Here is a 14,800-nt window from a genome sequence, read left to right on the forward strand (position 1 = left end):
TTGCCATGGACAGCTTTTTATTCAGGAATGCAACCATTTATCCCATAACGTCAAAAACGCTCTATCAATCAGATCTGCTCGTGACAGGAGGCAAAATCAAAGCAATCGGCAAGAACCTCCCTGCCCCGCCTGATGCAGCCATCATTGAATGCGGGGAGCAGTTTCTTTTCCCCGGCTTTATCGATGTTCATACACACCTTGGTCTGTATGATGAAGGAACAGGCTGGGCAGGCAATGATGCGAATGAAACCATTGAAGTGCTCTCTCCGCACATTCGTGCACTCGACGGCGTGCATCCCCTTGATCAGGGCTTTAAAGATGCAGTCAGGTACGGCATAACAACCGTCCACGTCATGCCGGGCAGCGCAAACGTAATCGGCGGAACAACATCCGTCATCAAAACCCACGGCATCAATATCAAAGACATGCTCGTGGTGGAAACGGCTGCTCTTAAAATTGCTTTGGGCGAAAACCCGAAGCGCATTCACAGCCACGGCAATAAGGATTCCATTACAAGAATGGGCATCATGGGCATGCTCAGGGAAGCTTTTTATAAAGCCAAATGCAGCATGAATGACTGCGATGACTTCAGATCCATCCCCATTAAAAAAGTGCTGAACCGTGAAATCCCAGTCCGCATTCACGCACACAGAGCAGATGACATCCTGTCTGCAATACGGTTTGCAGAAGAATTCGATCTGGATTTAAGGATTGAACACTGTACAGAAGGCCATCTGATCGCAGATGAATTTATCGGTAAAAACATCAAAGTAAGCGTAGGCCCGACCCTTACCCGCAAATCAAAAATCGAACTCAAAAACAAAAGCTGGGAAACGTATCAGGCACTCGCTGACCGGGGGGTAGAAGTCTCCATCACGACGGACCACCCCTACACCCCGATCCAGTATTTGAACGTGGTCGCATCCATCGCCGTAAGGGAAGGTTTTGACGAAAAACTCGCTCTTGAATCCATCACCATAACTGCTGCCAAAAACCTGATGATCGACCACCTTGTCGGAAGCCTTGAACCGGGAAAAGACGCCGACATCGTCCTGTGGAACCACCACCCGTTCCACTACCTCGCAAAGCCCGGGCTGACAATGATAAATGGGAAAATAGTCTATCAAAAAACCTGAATTTCCCTCTTGAAAAACAGCGCTTTCTCAGTCTCAAAAAATGTGCTCAAATTCACATAAAATTAACAAAAAAAATTGTTCCATTTTGAAAAAAAATCGAGTATGATACTTGAGGAAAGAGTAATATGCTAGAAAAGCGGAAGCGCCCGTTTTGCTCCGGCAGTCAGATAAGAAATCACCCGAAAAGTCCGGGTTTGACTTTTTGGGGGATTTTGTTCTGACAGAGGAGTTGGGCGCTGCAGCTGGACATCGAAAACCGAGTCTAAGTATTCCTGAAGTTATTACTAAAAACCGAATGATGCAATTGCGTGGGAAGGCAAATGGTGCGCCACCAGTAAACTGGTCCTAGTGGGTTCGATTCCCACCCCGAAATTTTTTGGCTAATTTAAAAAATTTCGAGGGTGGGACTTTCACACGACAAGTCTGTAAGTCTGCCCTCTGGTTGGAGGGACAGCAAATGCTTAAAAAACGTGATATTCATGACAGTCAGCCGCTATATGATCATATGATCCACCCTGATGTCTTCCCATTTGTGCGCCACAAAGCAGCATCAATTGATGAATATCTTTTTTTAACCAAACAGACAATTGAAGCAGAAGAGCGCGGGGAATTAATTTCACGTACCATTCTTGATGAATGGGGCTCTCCAATCGGAACGATCAGTCTGTTTGACATCCAGGACAACGCAGGATTTCTCGGCACATGGCTCGGGAAACCATACCACGGAAAAGGCTATAACCAAGCCGCAAAAGATGCCTTCTTCAATGAACTCTTTTTTGAGCTTGGCATCGACCGGATTTTCCTTCGCATCCGCAAGAAAAACGTCCGTTCAACAAAAGCAGCCGAAAAACTGCCGTACGTTGTCTACGCGAACGAAACAAGAAAACCGCTCCTTGATGAAATCAATCAGGGTGAAGATATCTATAACCTATACGAAATTTCAAAAGACCTTTACACCTTCTATACGGTGCGCACCGCTGCAGAAACAGAGGAACAGCATCTTAAAGAGGCATAAAATAAGAAAAGCCTAAAAAACCTGCTCATACAAAGCAGGTTTTTTTGTATGAGATTTTGCCGCGATGACGAAAATAGATGTGACACAAATTCGAAAGGGTGAAAAAGCATGTCGGACAAAAGAAAACGCGAAAAAACACGCAACTCTCTAAGCGGCGCTCAAGAAGTAACCTATTCCCGAGAATTTAAAATGGCAGACCGCGCGGGCGGGTACATAGGCAGTAAGAGCGGACGCTGAGGCAGAAGCATAAACGCTGGTGAATATTTTTGGAAAGTGCTGTGAACCTTGGTTTGCAGCATTTTCTTTGTTGATTGCTTTATGGAAAGTGCGCTTAAGTTGGGTTTGCAGCACAATCTTGGATGATTGCTCTTTGATAAGTGTTCTTAGCCTTGGTTAACAGCACAAACTTTGTTGATTGTTCACTGGAAAGTGTTCTTAACCTGGGTTAGCAACACAAACTTTGTTGAGTGTTCATTGGTAAGTGTTCTTAACCTGGGTTAGCAACACAAACTTTGCTGATGGTTCATTGGAAAGTGTTCTTAACCTGGGTTAGCAGCACAAACTCTGTTGATTGTTCACTGGAAAGTGTTCTTAATCTGAGTTAGCAACACAAACTTTCATGATCGCTCCCTGGAAAGTGTTCTTAACCAGCTCAAAGACAAATAACCGCTTGACCGTATGTGAGCTTAACGCCTAAAGTCAGCAACTACCAGCATAAGTCCTCCCAAATAATCCACACTAAACAAGAACCTTGCGTTCAACTTTTTTTAGGGGGGCTTTTACCATGGGAAGAGCAAACAGCCAGCAGTCCAAAAACAAGAGCAACTTGCCTCAAGTACCGAAAAACTTAAAAAAAGAAGCTGACGGTGTTTACGAGGAATATTCAGCTGAACTCGCAGACAGTGCAGACAAAGAAGCTCAGGCTAGAGCAAAAGCTGCCGACCAGCGTCAGGGAAAATCATTATAGCAGAAAAAAATCAGCCAGTGATGGTTCTTCCGTCACTGGCTTTCAAATGGGGATAAAGTTATCCACACACCTGTTGATAATGTGAATAATATCTTTCCGGCATGAACATCCCCTCTATTCACCTTATTCCCACAGTCCACAGATTTCACGGAAAGTCTGTGTTTAAACTGTTGATAATGTGCATAAGTCGTGTAAACGCTTTACATTATTGTTTCGAAACGTATATCATCTGTGGATATCTTCGTACATGCCTCTTTTATCCCATTGTGGATAATCATGAATAGTTTCTTAAAGATATACACACTTTAAAAATACATCCAAGATTGGCCCCATGATATGTGCAAAGCTGCCTTCCCGGCGGCTTTTTCTTTTTTATAGCTGTATAATGTAACATCAACTGAAAAAGCCCCGCACTAAGTGCAGGACCTTCACTTAACTCACTTTGAATCCACAACTTCCCCGTGGTAAAAACGCTTTTTGTGCAGCTCAATTTTGAGGTTGCGGCACAGTTGCTTTAATTCGCGTTCTTCACGTTCTGTCACGAGAGATACGACCGTTCCGCTGGCACCGTTTCTTCCCGTACGGCCTGAGCGGTGAACATATTGTTCAGACGTTTCCGGCAGGTCATAGTGGATAACGTGCGTCACACCTTCAATATCAAGGCCGCGTGCTGCGACATCTGTTGCAAGCAGCATGGAGATCTCCCCTGTTCGGAAGCTCTTCATCGCAAGTTCGCGCTCGCGCTTAGAAGAGTCGCCGTGCAGGATGCCGAGTTCAATGCCTTTGTACATCAGCTTTTCAGCAAGGACCGCTGCATTACCGATATCCTTTACGAATGCAATCGCTTTTGTCCCTTCCACTCTTGAAAGCTTTTGAAGAAGATCAATTTTGTCGCGCTGTTCTGATGGGAAATAAATATGTTCAACATCAGACTGAACGGCTTCTCCGCGGCTGATTTTAATCAGCTCCGGATTTTGCATCAGCTTTTTAGCTTCTGCTTCCGTTTTTTCAGGAAGAGTCGCCGAGAAAAGAAGAAGCTGTCTGTCTTTCAATGTTGTTTTAATGATGTTTTTGATGTTCGAAAGATGCTCCGGCTGCAGCAGCTGATCACCTTCATCAAGAACAATCGTCTTAACCTCGTGCATCTTGATTTTTTTCTGGTTGATCAGTTCATAAACACGTCCGGGTGTTCCGACGATAATCTGCGGGCGCTTCTTCAGCTTTTCAAGCTGTCTTTTCACATTGGCTCCGCCGATGAAGCTTGCGCCCAAGATTCCGCTCCCTGCTGACCACTTTTGAATTTCCTCATGGATCTGCATGACCAGTTCCCTTGAAGACGCCATGATCAGTGTCTGGATATTCTTGCTCTCAGGATTGATGCGCTGCAGGACAGGCAGCAAATAGGCAAGCGTTTTGCCTGTTCCCGTCGGCGATTCTGCAATCACATCGCGTCCTTCCAGAATGGCAGGAACCGCCTTTTCCTGTATAGCGGTTGGAGTTGTATACGAAGCCTTTTCCCAGGCTTCCTTTAAAAATGGTTTTGCTTCTTCAAGCATTGACCATGTGCTGTTCATTTGTTTTCACCTTTTCGTATCTGAAGTCCGTCTTTTATGAGAAAGACGCATTTTCTTATTATATACCATTTCGGCTGATGGAAAAACAGCTCTTGTTCTTCCGCCCGCAAGAATATCCTGAAAATTACCAGTTATTGTTTTAACTTTTCGTTTCCAGCTTATATAATAGACTCCATAAATAGAACTTTTCATAGAGGAGAGAACAGAATGACTGTCATTGGCATCGACCTGGGCACATCCAACAGTCTTGCAGCGTTTTGGTCTGAAGAAGGGCCGAAAATTATTCCAAATGTACTCGGCAGCAATTTGACTCCATCCATTGTCAGCATTGATGATAATGGCGAAATCCTCGTCGGCGAAATTGCAAAAGAGCGCCAGATTTCACATCCCCACCTCACTGCATCCGCTTTTAAGCGTTATATGGGCACGGCTAAAACCTATCATCTCGGAACCTATCATTTGTCTCCGGAGGAATTGTCCTCCTTTGTTCTTCAGTCTTTAAAAAGAGATGCGGAAACGTTTTTGAACGAAGAAATCACGCATGCGGTCATCAGTGTTCCGGCATATTTTAATGACCAGCAGAGAAAAGCGACAAAGCGTGCAGCCGAACTTGCAGGTCTTACGGTTGACCGTCTGATCAGCGAACCGACAGCTGCAGCTATTGCATACGGCTTTCACCAGCAGAATGAGGACACTCGCTTCCTCGTTTTTGACCTTGGCGGCGGAACGTTTGACGTATCGATTCTTGAGCTTTTTGAAGGCGTCATGGAGGTTAAATCTATTGCAGGAGACAATTTTCTCGGCGGCGAGGATTTTACGAACCTGCTCATGCACTATTTTCTGAACGACCACAAGCTTGCGGCAGATGACCTGGATGCACGAGAGCAATCTGTCCTGTTCAAGCAGGCGGAAACATGCAAACGGGAGCTTGGCAGCCATCATCAGCGCGGCCGGATGGTGCTTCATCACAACGGCCAGGAGTATTCAACCAGCTTAGACAGGACTACTTTTGAAAAAATAGCCCAGCCTCTCGTGCTGAAACTTCGAAATCCGATCGAACGCGCACTGCGGGATGCCGATTTGCAGACAGACGAGATTGACGCCGTCATCCTGATTGGCGGAGCAACAAGACTTCCAATGATTAAAGGCATTGTCACAAAGATTTTCGGCAAGCTTCCCTTCCTGACGATTCATCCTGATGAAGCAGTAGTCCTTGGAACTGCCGTCCAGGTTGCGCTGAAAGAGCGGAATGAAGCCGTGGACGAACTCATCCTGACCGATGTGTGCCCTTATTCACTCGGAACAGATGTCGTGAAGCAGCATGATGCCGACTCCTACACGTCCGGCCATTTCCTTCCGATCATTGAGCGAAATACGCCGATTCCCGTCAGCAGAGTCGAACGCCTCTACACGATCAAGGACAACCAGGACCGGATTGTCATTGACATCTATCAGGGAGAAAGCAGACGCGTTGAAAATAACTTGAAAATCGGCGAACTGACCGTTCAGATTCCGAAGTCGCCTGCGGGAAAAGAAGCTGTCGATGTGCGCTATACATACGACATAAACGGCTTGCTTGAGGTTGAGGTCACAACCATCAGCACCGGCAGCAAACAAAACATGATGATTGAAAAAAATGCAGGAAGCATGACCCCTCTTGAAATGGAAAAAAGAATGGAAGAGCTGAAGGCTCTTAAAATTCATCCGAGAGACCGGACGGAAAACAGGCTCCTTCTCGCAAGGGGCGAACGGTTATATGAAGAAACACTTGGACGCGAACGGGAAGCTGCAGCCGCTGCCCTGGAACAGTTCGAGCACATCCTTGCGTCACAGGATGACCAGAAGATCCGCGCAGCCGCAGCGCGCTTAAAAGAGATCCTGGAAGAGATGGAAAACTGGAGCAGACAGCGATGAATTCAGCGTGGAAGATATTAGGCATCGAACCGACTGACGACATGACCGTTATTAAAAAAGCCTACTCGGCAAAGCTCAAAATTCATCACCCTGAAGACGATCCGGAAGGCTATCAGAGGCTGCGGGAGGCCTTTGACACCATCAAAAAGGCATGGAAAAACCGAAACTTACGTCCTGCTGAAGAAAGAGCCTATGAAGATAGCGTACATATACAAATGGAGGAGGAACCTGCCCCTCCCCTCCCGTCTCATTTCCCATTTTCGGAATGGCAGGAGACAGAAACAGATTCCCGCTCAACAATCGATTTGTTCCTGGAGAAAGTGGAGCAGATCTATGACCACTTCCCTTCCCGCATAAACAAGGAGAAATGGCTTGAACTCCTCAATGATGATGCACTGTGGGATTTGGAGCAAAGAGATTATCTGAGTGAACGGCTCCTGACCTTTTTCGAGCTGAATCCTTATCTCCCGGATTACATCTGGAAACTGCTTGAAGACACCTTCCAGTGGACTGATATGCTTAGGGAAAACCCGTACATTCTCGGCGAAGAAGAAACCGAAGCTTTTCTCCGGCGCCTGAAAGATAATACCGGTCTCTATCCTTCACTTTCGTACCAACCGCTTTTACATAGCGAGGACATCCCATATGATCTCTATCTGATGAACCGGGAAAGAGCCCTTGACGAACTCCTTGAAAACCGACTGGAAGAAGCAGATACATATGTGAACACAGCCCTGTCTATTTTCCAAGATGATTCGCAGCTGCACACAATTTCCGGAATGATTTTTGAACGGAGCGGAAGGTTTGAAGAAGCTGCCGCTGCTTATGAAAAAGCATGTGCACTTCAGCCTGAAAACATCACAAATCGAATGCTTCTTGCACAGCTGCTATTTAAAACAGGAAAATATGAAGAAGCGGAACAAGCCTGCCTAAAAATCCTTTCTGACCATCCGGATCACCCGGATGCTCTCAGCCTTTTAGGCAGAATCCATTTTGAAACAGAAGAATGGCAAAAAGCCCGTGAAACCTTTATGCAACTGGAGAGAATTCAGGGAAAAGATCCAGAGACCATGGTTTATCTGGCTAAAATCAATGATTTTCTGATCCGAAACAGCTTTAAGCGGAAGCCGCTTACGAAGAAGGAAATTAAGAAAGAGATCAGGCCTGATACGTTTAAAGATAAGCTGCGTATTTTTCTGTACTGCCATTTGAAATGGAGGATCTTTTTCGCTTTCATTTTTTTACTAGTGAGCCACAACAAACTGCAGGCTCTTGGCGGAGAGAATTGGTTTGATCATCCGATTCTTAAAGTCTTATACGCAGTCTATTCACTCTTTCAGTACATTAATTTATCACTCTATTTTGAGTACACCCTGACGCCGCTGTTCTGGGCAGTATTATGGATCTATTCTGTGATTACGATTTTGAGAGAGTTGAACCGCGTACGGAAAATGGTTTTATAGAAAGGAGGAGCAGCTTTATGAACCGTAAACAGAAAAAATATATGAACACAATGGCACCACTGTGTATGATTGGCTATCCCACCTTCTATTACTCTCTTTTTCTGACATATGTTCCGTTCAGCAAACGCGCCGCCAGAAACCACCTTAAAAATTATGGGGCCACAGACAAAAACACTGCAAAGAACCTGCTTGAGTGGTTTTTAACAACAGGAAACAGAAGAGAATTTTACGTTCTGCAAAGCTCCCTTCTGTTCCTTTCAGAGAATGAAGCCCAGGAGCTGATTTCCGGAGAAGAAGATGAAGTACTGACGGCAAAGCTCTCAGCCGTAAAAAAGTACATGCATCGCTTAAATGAACACAGCATCGGTGCACTTGATCTCTCCAACGCCCTTTTTATTGCAAAACACGCGCAACAGACCGGTCTCCTTACTCAGGAAGAAGCACAATACTACCAGCTCCGGGCAGTCACACTTGCACAGACCATGTACACGAGCTGGCGTGAATACCTGACAGCCTGCACAGCAGGAGCCGAATTCGTCCAAAAAAGCAAAGACCAACAGGAAAAATATCTGAAAGCACAAAAAAGCACTCTGATCAAACTGATGGCCTCGAAGCACAGTCCGTTTAGGAAGATTGATTTTATGACCAGTTTTTCTTAATGAAGAAATCAACAGCAAAACCCGGGAATGCGTTCCCGGGTTTTGCTGTTGATTTCAGGAAGAACACTCTTCTGTACGCATCCCCCTGGCTAAAATCCAGCCGTTTAACCCGTAAGAAGCTTCTACTATGTAGTACGTATACCCGTTTTTCTTAATAAGATCGGTCAATTCCTTTGCATTTCTATAATCCATCGGCCATCCATAGTCTTTTGATTCACTCAGCAGCTCCTTATGATCTTCAGCAAAATCTTTGATATCACCTTCAGTAATGTCAAAGAGGATGCTGCCCGGCAGCTGGTCTTCAAAATAGTAAGCAAAGAAGCCATAAAACAGCAGCTTTGCTTTGTTCCCCTTTTCATCCACTGCCTTTATTTCAATGTGCAAGTTTTCAAAATCAACTTGATAGGCAAGGATTTTGCTGTCGTGGATTGTGAACATGTTGGATTCTCCTTAATCAAATATGTTATGGGTAGGATTTGTTTTGTAGTTAGGAAAAACTGTTTTAAAACGATTACCGTTAATTTCATGAATTTTCTGCACTCAACAAAAAGATTTAGACTATAATTTTCTTATCAACCATTAAGGAGGAATTTTCAATGAGAAAGATCATGAAGAAAACCGTACAACCGTATAAGGGGGCAGCACTTCTTTAATTGTCACGGTGTACCCCCTTGTATGTATTTATTTAAATAACACATAAAGGGGTAAATCATGGATTTTCCAGTTAAAAAGTTTTTCTCTTATTATAAGCCGCATCTGAGGTTATTTTTATCCATATTGGCATGTGCTTTGATTGTATCTTCATTGTCTTTGGTATTTCCGCTGCTTGTGCGGTATATTACCAAGGAAGTTTTGGCGGGAGACTTGTCAAATGCGATTCAGCAGGTGTATTGGGTTGGCGGGCTTATGCTCTTGGTTACCGCCATTCAAAATATCGGAAACTATATCGTGGATTACAAAGGCCATGAACTCGGTGCCAGAATGGAAAGCAGCCTCCGCACCGAGCTTTTTGAACACATGCAGAAGCTATCATTCAGCTTTTATGATAAGGAAAAAACCGGTCAGCTCATGGCCAGAATTACAAACGACCTGCTTTGGCTGTCCGAGCTGTATCACCACGGACCTGAAGACTACTTAAAATATCTCGTCCGCTTTATTGGAGCCTTTTTCATCTTGTTTTTTATTAACGCGCCGCTGACGATTGTGATTTTCTGCTTTTTGCCTGTCCTTGGGTTCATCATCTTCTATTTCAATAAACTTGAAAACAGGGCGCTGATACGGAACAAAGAAAGAATTGGAGATGTGAACGCCCAGGTGGAGGATAGTCTTGCCGGCATCCGGGTTGTGAAATCTTTTGCCAACGAGCAGGTAGAAATCGGGAAATTCACCCGTGAAAATAATCGTTTCCTTGAAAGCAGAATCAGCTTCTATAAGACAGAAGCTAACTTTTACAACGTCACCCAAACCTTCATTCAGCTGATTACGATCGCGGTCATCATCTTCGGAAGTTCAAGCATTGTAAATAAGACATTGGATTTAGCCGATTTGATTACGTTTATGCTGTATATAAACTACATGCTCGAGCCGGTTCAAAAAATGGCGCAAATGAGCACGTTATTCCAGGAAGGAATCACAGGCTTCCAGCGCTTCACGGAAATCATGAAAATAAAGCCCTCCATTGATAATAAACCAGGTGCGGTTACACTGGGGAATGTGCGTGGCGAAATTGAGTTTAAGAACGTTCAATTCCGGTACGAAGATCATCTGAACAACGTCCTTAATCAATTGTCGCTGAAAATACAGCCCGGGGAATATGTTGCCCTGGTTGGCCCGTCAGGATCAGGCAAAACAACATTTTGCTCTCTCATCCCCCGCTTCTATGATGTAAGCGCCGGTGAAGTCATGCTTGACGGGATCGATGTGCGAACAATTGATTTAGCCTCATTAAGGAACAACATCGGGATCGTTCAACAGGATGTTTACCTGTTTGCCGGGACAGTGATGGAAAATATTCGCTACGGAAACCCCAAAGCAAGTGATGAGGAAATTATCGCTGCAGCCAAAAGCGCCAATGCCCACGACTTTATCATGAAACTGCCGGACGGGTATCAGTCAGAAATTGGCCAGCGGGGCGTAAGACTTTCGGGCGGACAAAAGCAGCGGCTCAGCATCGCCCGCGTCTTCCTTAAAAATCCGCCAGTCCTGATTTTAGATGAGGCAACGAGCGCGCTTGATAACGAAAGTGAAAGCATCATCAAGGACTCACTGGAACTGCTCGCAAAAGGCCGAACAACCATCGTCATTGCCCACCGCCTCTCCACAATCCGGAACGCACACCGGATCATCGTTTTAACAGAAGAGGGTATTGCGGAAGAAGGAACACATGATGAGCTGCTTTCAAGGCAAGGAGCTTATTTGCTTCTCTATTCAAAGCAGTTTGAACCAATTGTATAATTTTTTGCTGACCCGGCTCTTATGAAAGAGCCGGGTTTTGTCATGATTAGTAATGCATTTTTAAAAACTCGGCAATATCTTGATTAATCTTCACCAAATGTCCTTCAGACGGGAAATGTCCCATTTCATAGCTCTTGAACGCCGTTAAATTCGGTATGATTTCTTTAGTCGCTTTATTCAAACTGCTTTCAGGAAAAAAGATATCTTTTGTCCCTGCTATTACTAAAGTTGGCGCGTTGTAATCTGACAGCTCTTCCCTGGTCGTTAATTTCGGCATTTCCTGTTCAAGGCGAATATATTTGAATACATCTCCAATAATCCTCTTATCCATTTCCTTCATACTATGATCTGACATTGTATCAGCAATCTTATCAAGGTGTCTTTGCGATGAAGTGCCATGAAATAAAACTAAAGGAAACAAGATTTTCTGAATCATTTTGGCTTTGGATCCCAAGCTTATCCCTGCAGGTGATACCAATACAGAACAGTCAATTTTATCCGGCATGAAGGCTGCCAACCTCATAATAATCCCTGCACCGTAGGAAGGGCCGACAAACGCGCTGCTGGCTATTTGAAAGTGGTCCATTAATTCTTTTATCCATAGGGCAAAGCTATTGTCCCTTGCTGAAATTCTGCCCTCACTGCTGTAGCCCGGATGACCAATTGTATCTGGCGCATACACTCTGTATTTTTCCGTGAGCGGCAAAAACCAGGATAACGTCATTGGATTGATGCAATTGCCGCCCTGGAAAACAAAAACAGTTTTTCCTTCCGGTGGTCCTGCTGCAAGCACATGCGTTTTACCATAGCTTGTATCAATATAAATCTGCTCCACATCAATATCGAATGACTTCAGATAGTTATCGTAATGCTGAGTGATCAGCCTTTTCCCATCCTTTTTATAGATGGTTCCTTTCCCCAAGACTATCCCCCCTTATCTAGTTAAAACAACCTTATTGGAAAATTCTTATCATCTAAGTTTATCAGAGTAGGTATCTCACTATCTATTAGATTTGGTTTGATTTCTACATGATCATCTATCATATCTGGTTAGTTGTTTAAAAAAGCATGGGGCAGTCCGATTCACTTGCTATCAAATCAGCAGAATCATCGTGGGATTTAGGCGACATGTTGCAGGAATGTAAGTTGGATTAGCCGAATAGAAAAACTGTTGTTCCTTTAGTAGATTACCCTAATCAGTGAGGAGATGGGATGTATGCAAACGGTAACCAACCTTTTTTCAGATCAGTTCGACATGCATTGGCGAGAGAATGACTGGTTTGCATCCTTGGAGCAGGCGCTTGATGGAGTATCCGCGCCTGAAGCATCATGGACAGGTTCAGGAAAGAGCAATTCGATATGGCAGATTGTCAACCATTTGATTTATTGGAATGATGACGTCATTCACAGAATCAAGGGCACAGAAAACCCGCATAAAATAAAGGATAATGAAGAAACCTTTGCAGATCACGGGGATCCGGAAGACGAATATGGCTGGGCCCAAACACTACAGCGCCTTGATGAAGTCATGAATCGATTCAAAACCGTCATCGCGGAACTAGATGACGAAAAGCTAAAAGCCCCCTATGCAGCGAACAGGCCCTCCATTGAGCGCTTAATCAGCAGTATTATGATGCATGATTCTTATCATATTGGACAAATTGTTTTGCTTCGGAAGTTACAATCTTCTTGGGGCGGGGTTGATTGGTCTTAGTGGGCTCCTGTTTAAATGTAAATGAAAAGAAGCAGGAACCTGTTAACGGGTTCCTGCTTCTTTTTTAGAACTAATTATAACGCACTCCATCAGGGTAACAGAGCTGCCATCATATTAGTTACCTTTTTTTCAAAATTGCTTCTATCTAGCATTAAAGAGTTAAAATAATCGGCCCGTTTTTCGTCAGGATGATTGTATGTTCCACTTGAGCGACATAGCTCTTTTCCGTAGCAAAGGTCCAGCCATCATCCAATTGGAACACTTCTTCTTCAGAGGTGGAGATAAACGGTTCGAAGGCGATGACCATTCCTTCCTTCAGGATCTCATCATCCCACGGGTCATTATAATTGAGAATGTGGTCAGGGGCTTCGTGGATCTTACGGCCAATCCCGTGACCGGTAAGGTTTTTGATAACAGTAAACCCATGCTGTTTCGCTGTTTCGAATACCGCTTTACCGATTCTGCTTTTTTTGGAACCTGGCTTTGCTTTCGCAAGGCCCGCTTCAAAAGCTTTCTTCGCAGCTTCACATAATTTCGTTAAGACTTCTTCGCCTTTTCCCACGACAAATGAGATTCCCGTATCAGCGAAATAACCGTTCTTGGAAGCAGACACATCGATATTGACGAGATCCCCTTCCTGGATCATCCGGTCACCCGGAATACCGTGTGCCACCTCTTCGTTCACACTGATGCACGTAAATCCGGGAAAATCATACTCGCCTTTTGGTGCTGAAACGGCCCCTGCTTTCTCAAAAAGCTCCCCGGCCAAATCATCGAGCTCTTTCGTCGTAATGCCGGGAACCGTTTTTTGAACCAACTCATCCCGAATGGACGCGATAATCTTTCCGATTTCCTTCAAACCGCTGAAATCTTCTTCTGTCTTAGCAATCATATTTTCAACCTCTTTTTCTTTTTCTTCTATAGGAGTCATTATTCCATTGTTTAAAAGAAAATACCCGGATTATGCTCATGATCAGTCTGCCGGGCGATCTACTCTTTAGATCCTCCACTAAACTCTATAACATGTAAACCCTCAGATGCATCTGGCTCTTCGAAGAAACTTGTGACATGATGAAACACCGCTTCCGTATCAAAAACCGCCCGTTCGGGTTGTTCCTTACGTCTTTGAGCAATTTGGCGCAAGCACTGTTCGTCACTCAGGTTGAGATAAATCAGCTGATGATCTGCATGAACCTCTTCAGCCATATTTAAAAACCATTTTCGCAGCTTTTGAGTGTTGGCCGGAAAGTCCATAACTACATCAGTACCGACACATAATATGTTTTGAACGTGCTTTTTCACCAGTGGCTTTAGCTGAAGGGAAAATCGTTTGTAATCCTCAAATGATTCAATTTGATTCGGGTATAGTGATGAAAGCCAATCATCTTCTGAGAGTAATACCGCACGTTTTTCGTTTGCCAGTCGTTTTGACTCTGTAGATTTTCCGGCGCCCATTTTTCCGCAGAAGAAGTATAGGGTTCCTGGTTGGTTCAATTTTGATCCCGCCTTTATTAATAATTGGTTTTATTGTTGATTGTTCTTCTTTCTCAGCCTTGTCCATCTATGTTTTAAAGGGATTGGAATTAAAAGGATGCAGGTCTACAAGGGTACTTACTATTTCGGTAAGGGCCGATTGCTGATGTGCAACCATCTCCTATGACTGTCTGTAGCCATTAGCAAGTTCATGTTCAAGAAACGATAGATGTCTGGGAGCCAAATTATCATTAGCCGCATCTTCCGCAACTCTGTTATGAAAAGCAATCTGCATATCAACGAGGCTCGGCCACTCATCCAAGTGATGCCTGTTCCTAGTAAAAGCTCTGAGTAGCCTTCGCCCCTTCCCCCTGAAAAAATATCATGGGATGCGAGACTTGATCCAAGGTCTTCTGTAAGACAAGCAAATT

At 44.4% G+C, this 14,800-nt stretch carries 14 protein-coding genes; 9 read left to right on the forward strand and 5 right to left on the reverse strand.

Annotated features, from left to right (window positions below):
• The first annotated feature begins 5 nt into the window (after positions 1–5).
• The 4 genes from AZ46_RS17600 (at position 6) to AZ46_RS17615 (ending at position 3,118) form a co-directional block, all read left to right on the forward strand.
• Positions 6–1,136 (forward strand): amidohydrolase, encoded by a 1,131-nt coding sequence (locus AZ46_RS17600; protein ID WP_029285928.1) that lies wholly within the window; start codon positions 6–8, stop codon positions 1,134–1,136.
• Positions 1,137–1,593: 457 nt separating this feature from the next.
• A complete protein-coding gene (locus tag AZ46_RS17610; protein ID WP_029285924.1) occupies positions 1,594–2,151 on the forward strand; it encodes a GNAT family N-acetyltransferase in 558 nt (185 codons plus the stop codon).
• Between the two features lie 108 nt (positions 2,152–2,259).
• Positions 2,260–2,388 carry a YfhE family protein gene (locus AZ46_RS21635; protein WP_081414248.1) on the forward strand — a complete coding sequence of 43 codons (129 nt, stop codon included), beginning with the start codon at positions 2,260–2,262 and terminating at the stop codon, positions 2,386–2,388.
• Between the two features lie 547 nt (positions 2,389–2,935).
• Complete coding sequence (locus AZ46_RS17615) at positions 2,936–3,118, forward strand: YfhD family protein (RefSeq protein WP_029285923.1); 183 nt, start codon at positions 2,936–2,938, stop codon at positions 3,116–3,118.
• Between the two features lie 437 nt (positions 3,119–3,555).
• Here AZ46_RS17615 and AZ46_RS17620 read toward each other — a convergent pair whose 3' ends face one another.
• Positions 3,556–4,692, reverse strand: a complete 1,137-nt coding sequence (locus AZ46_RS17620; RefSeq protein WP_029285921.1) for a DEAD/DEAH box helicase — start codon at positions 4,690–4,692, stop codon at positions 3,556–3,558.
• 207 nt (positions 4,693–4,899) lie between these two features.
• Here AZ46_RS17620 and AZ46_RS17625 point away from each other — a divergent pair, with 207 nt between their 5' ends.
• Genes AZ46_RS17625 through AZ46_RS17635 form a run of 3 tightly spaced genes read left to right on the forward strand, consistent with a single transcriptional unit; the run spans position 4,900 to position 8,728 of the window.
• Positions 4,900–6,606 carry a molecular chaperone HscC gene (locus AZ46_RS17625; RefSeq protein WP_029285919.1) on the forward strand — a complete coding sequence of 569 codons (1,707 nt, stop codon included), beginning with the start codon at positions 4,900–4,902 and terminating at the stop codon, positions 6,604–6,606.
• Positions 6,603–8,069: a J domain-containing protein gene (locus tag AZ46_RS21095; protein WP_029285917.1), complete on the forward strand. Its 1,467-nt coding sequence runs from the start codon at positions 6,603–6,605 to the stop codon at positions 8,067–8,069. The genes AZ46_RS17625 and AZ46_RS21095 overlap by 4 nt, the downstream gene beginning before the upstream one ends.
• 17 nt (positions 8,070–8,086) lie before the next feature.
• On the forward strand, positions 8,087–8,728 hold the full coding sequence (locus AZ46_RS17635) for a DUF1266 domain-containing protein (RefSeq protein WP_029285915.1): 642 nt from the start codon (positions 8,087–8,089) through the stop codon (positions 8,726–8,728).
• Positions 8,729–8,782: 54 nt separating this feature from the next.
• Here the strand turns inward: AZ46_RS17635 and AZ46_RS17640 are convergent, their stop codons facing one another.
• Complete coding sequence (locus AZ46_RS17640) at positions 8,783–9,166, reverse strand: hypothetical protein (protein ID WP_029285913.1); 384 nt, start codon at positions 9,164–9,166, stop codon at positions 8,783–8,785.
• A 273-nt stretch (positions 9,167–9,439) separates the two neighbouring features.
• Here AZ46_RS17640 and AZ46_RS17645 point away from each other — a divergent pair, with 273 nt between their 5' ends.
• The gene (locus AZ46_RS17645) at positions 9,440–11,182 is read left to right on the forward strand and encodes an ABC transporter ATP-binding protein (protein ID WP_029285912.1); all 1,743 of its coding nucleotides are present in this window, start codon (positions 9,440–9,442) and stop codon (positions 11,180–11,182) included.
• 46 nt (positions 11,183–11,228) lie between these two features.
• On the opposite strand, the gene AZ46_RS17650 is transcribed toward AZ46_RS17645, so the two are convergent.
• Positions 11,229–12,104, reverse strand: coding sequence for an alpha/beta fold hydrolase (locus tag AZ46_RS17650; RefSeq protein WP_029285910.1), 876 nt, complete (start codon positions 12,102–12,104; stop codon positions 11,229–11,231).
• 294 nt (positions 12,105–12,398) lie between these two features.
• Between AZ46_RS17650 and AZ46_RS17655 the strand changes: the two genes are divergently transcribed.
• Complete coding sequence (locus tag AZ46_RS17655) at positions 12,399–12,896, forward strand: DinB family protein (RefSeq protein ID WP_029285908.1); 498 nt, start codon at positions 12,399–12,401, stop codon at positions 12,894–12,896.
• 151 nt (positions 12,897–13,047) lie between these two features.
• Here AZ46_RS17655 and map read toward each other — a convergent pair whose 3' ends face one another.
• Both map and AZ46_RS17665 read right to left on the reverse strand, forming a co-directional pair.
• The gene (gene map, locus AZ46_RS17660) at positions 13,048–13,788 is read right to left on the reverse strand and encodes a type I methionyl aminopeptidase (protein ID WP_029285906.1); all 741 of its coding nucleotides are present in this window, start codon (positions 13,786–13,788) and stop codon (positions 13,048–13,050) included.
• A 98-nt stretch (positions 13,789–13,886) separates the two neighbouring features.
• Complete coding sequence (locus AZ46_RS17665; protein ID WP_029285904.1) at positions 13,887–14,390, reverse strand: P-loop nucleotide/nucleoside kinase family protein; 504 nt, start codon at positions 14,388–14,390, stop codon at positions 13,887–13,889.
• Between the last annotated feature and the right edge of the window lie 410 nt (positions 14,391–14,800).

The organism is Metabacillus indicus LMG 22858 (assembly GCF_000708755.2).
GTDB classification, from domain to species: Bacteria; Bacillota; Bacilli; order Bacillales; family Bacillaceae; genus Bacillus_P; species Bacillus_P indicus.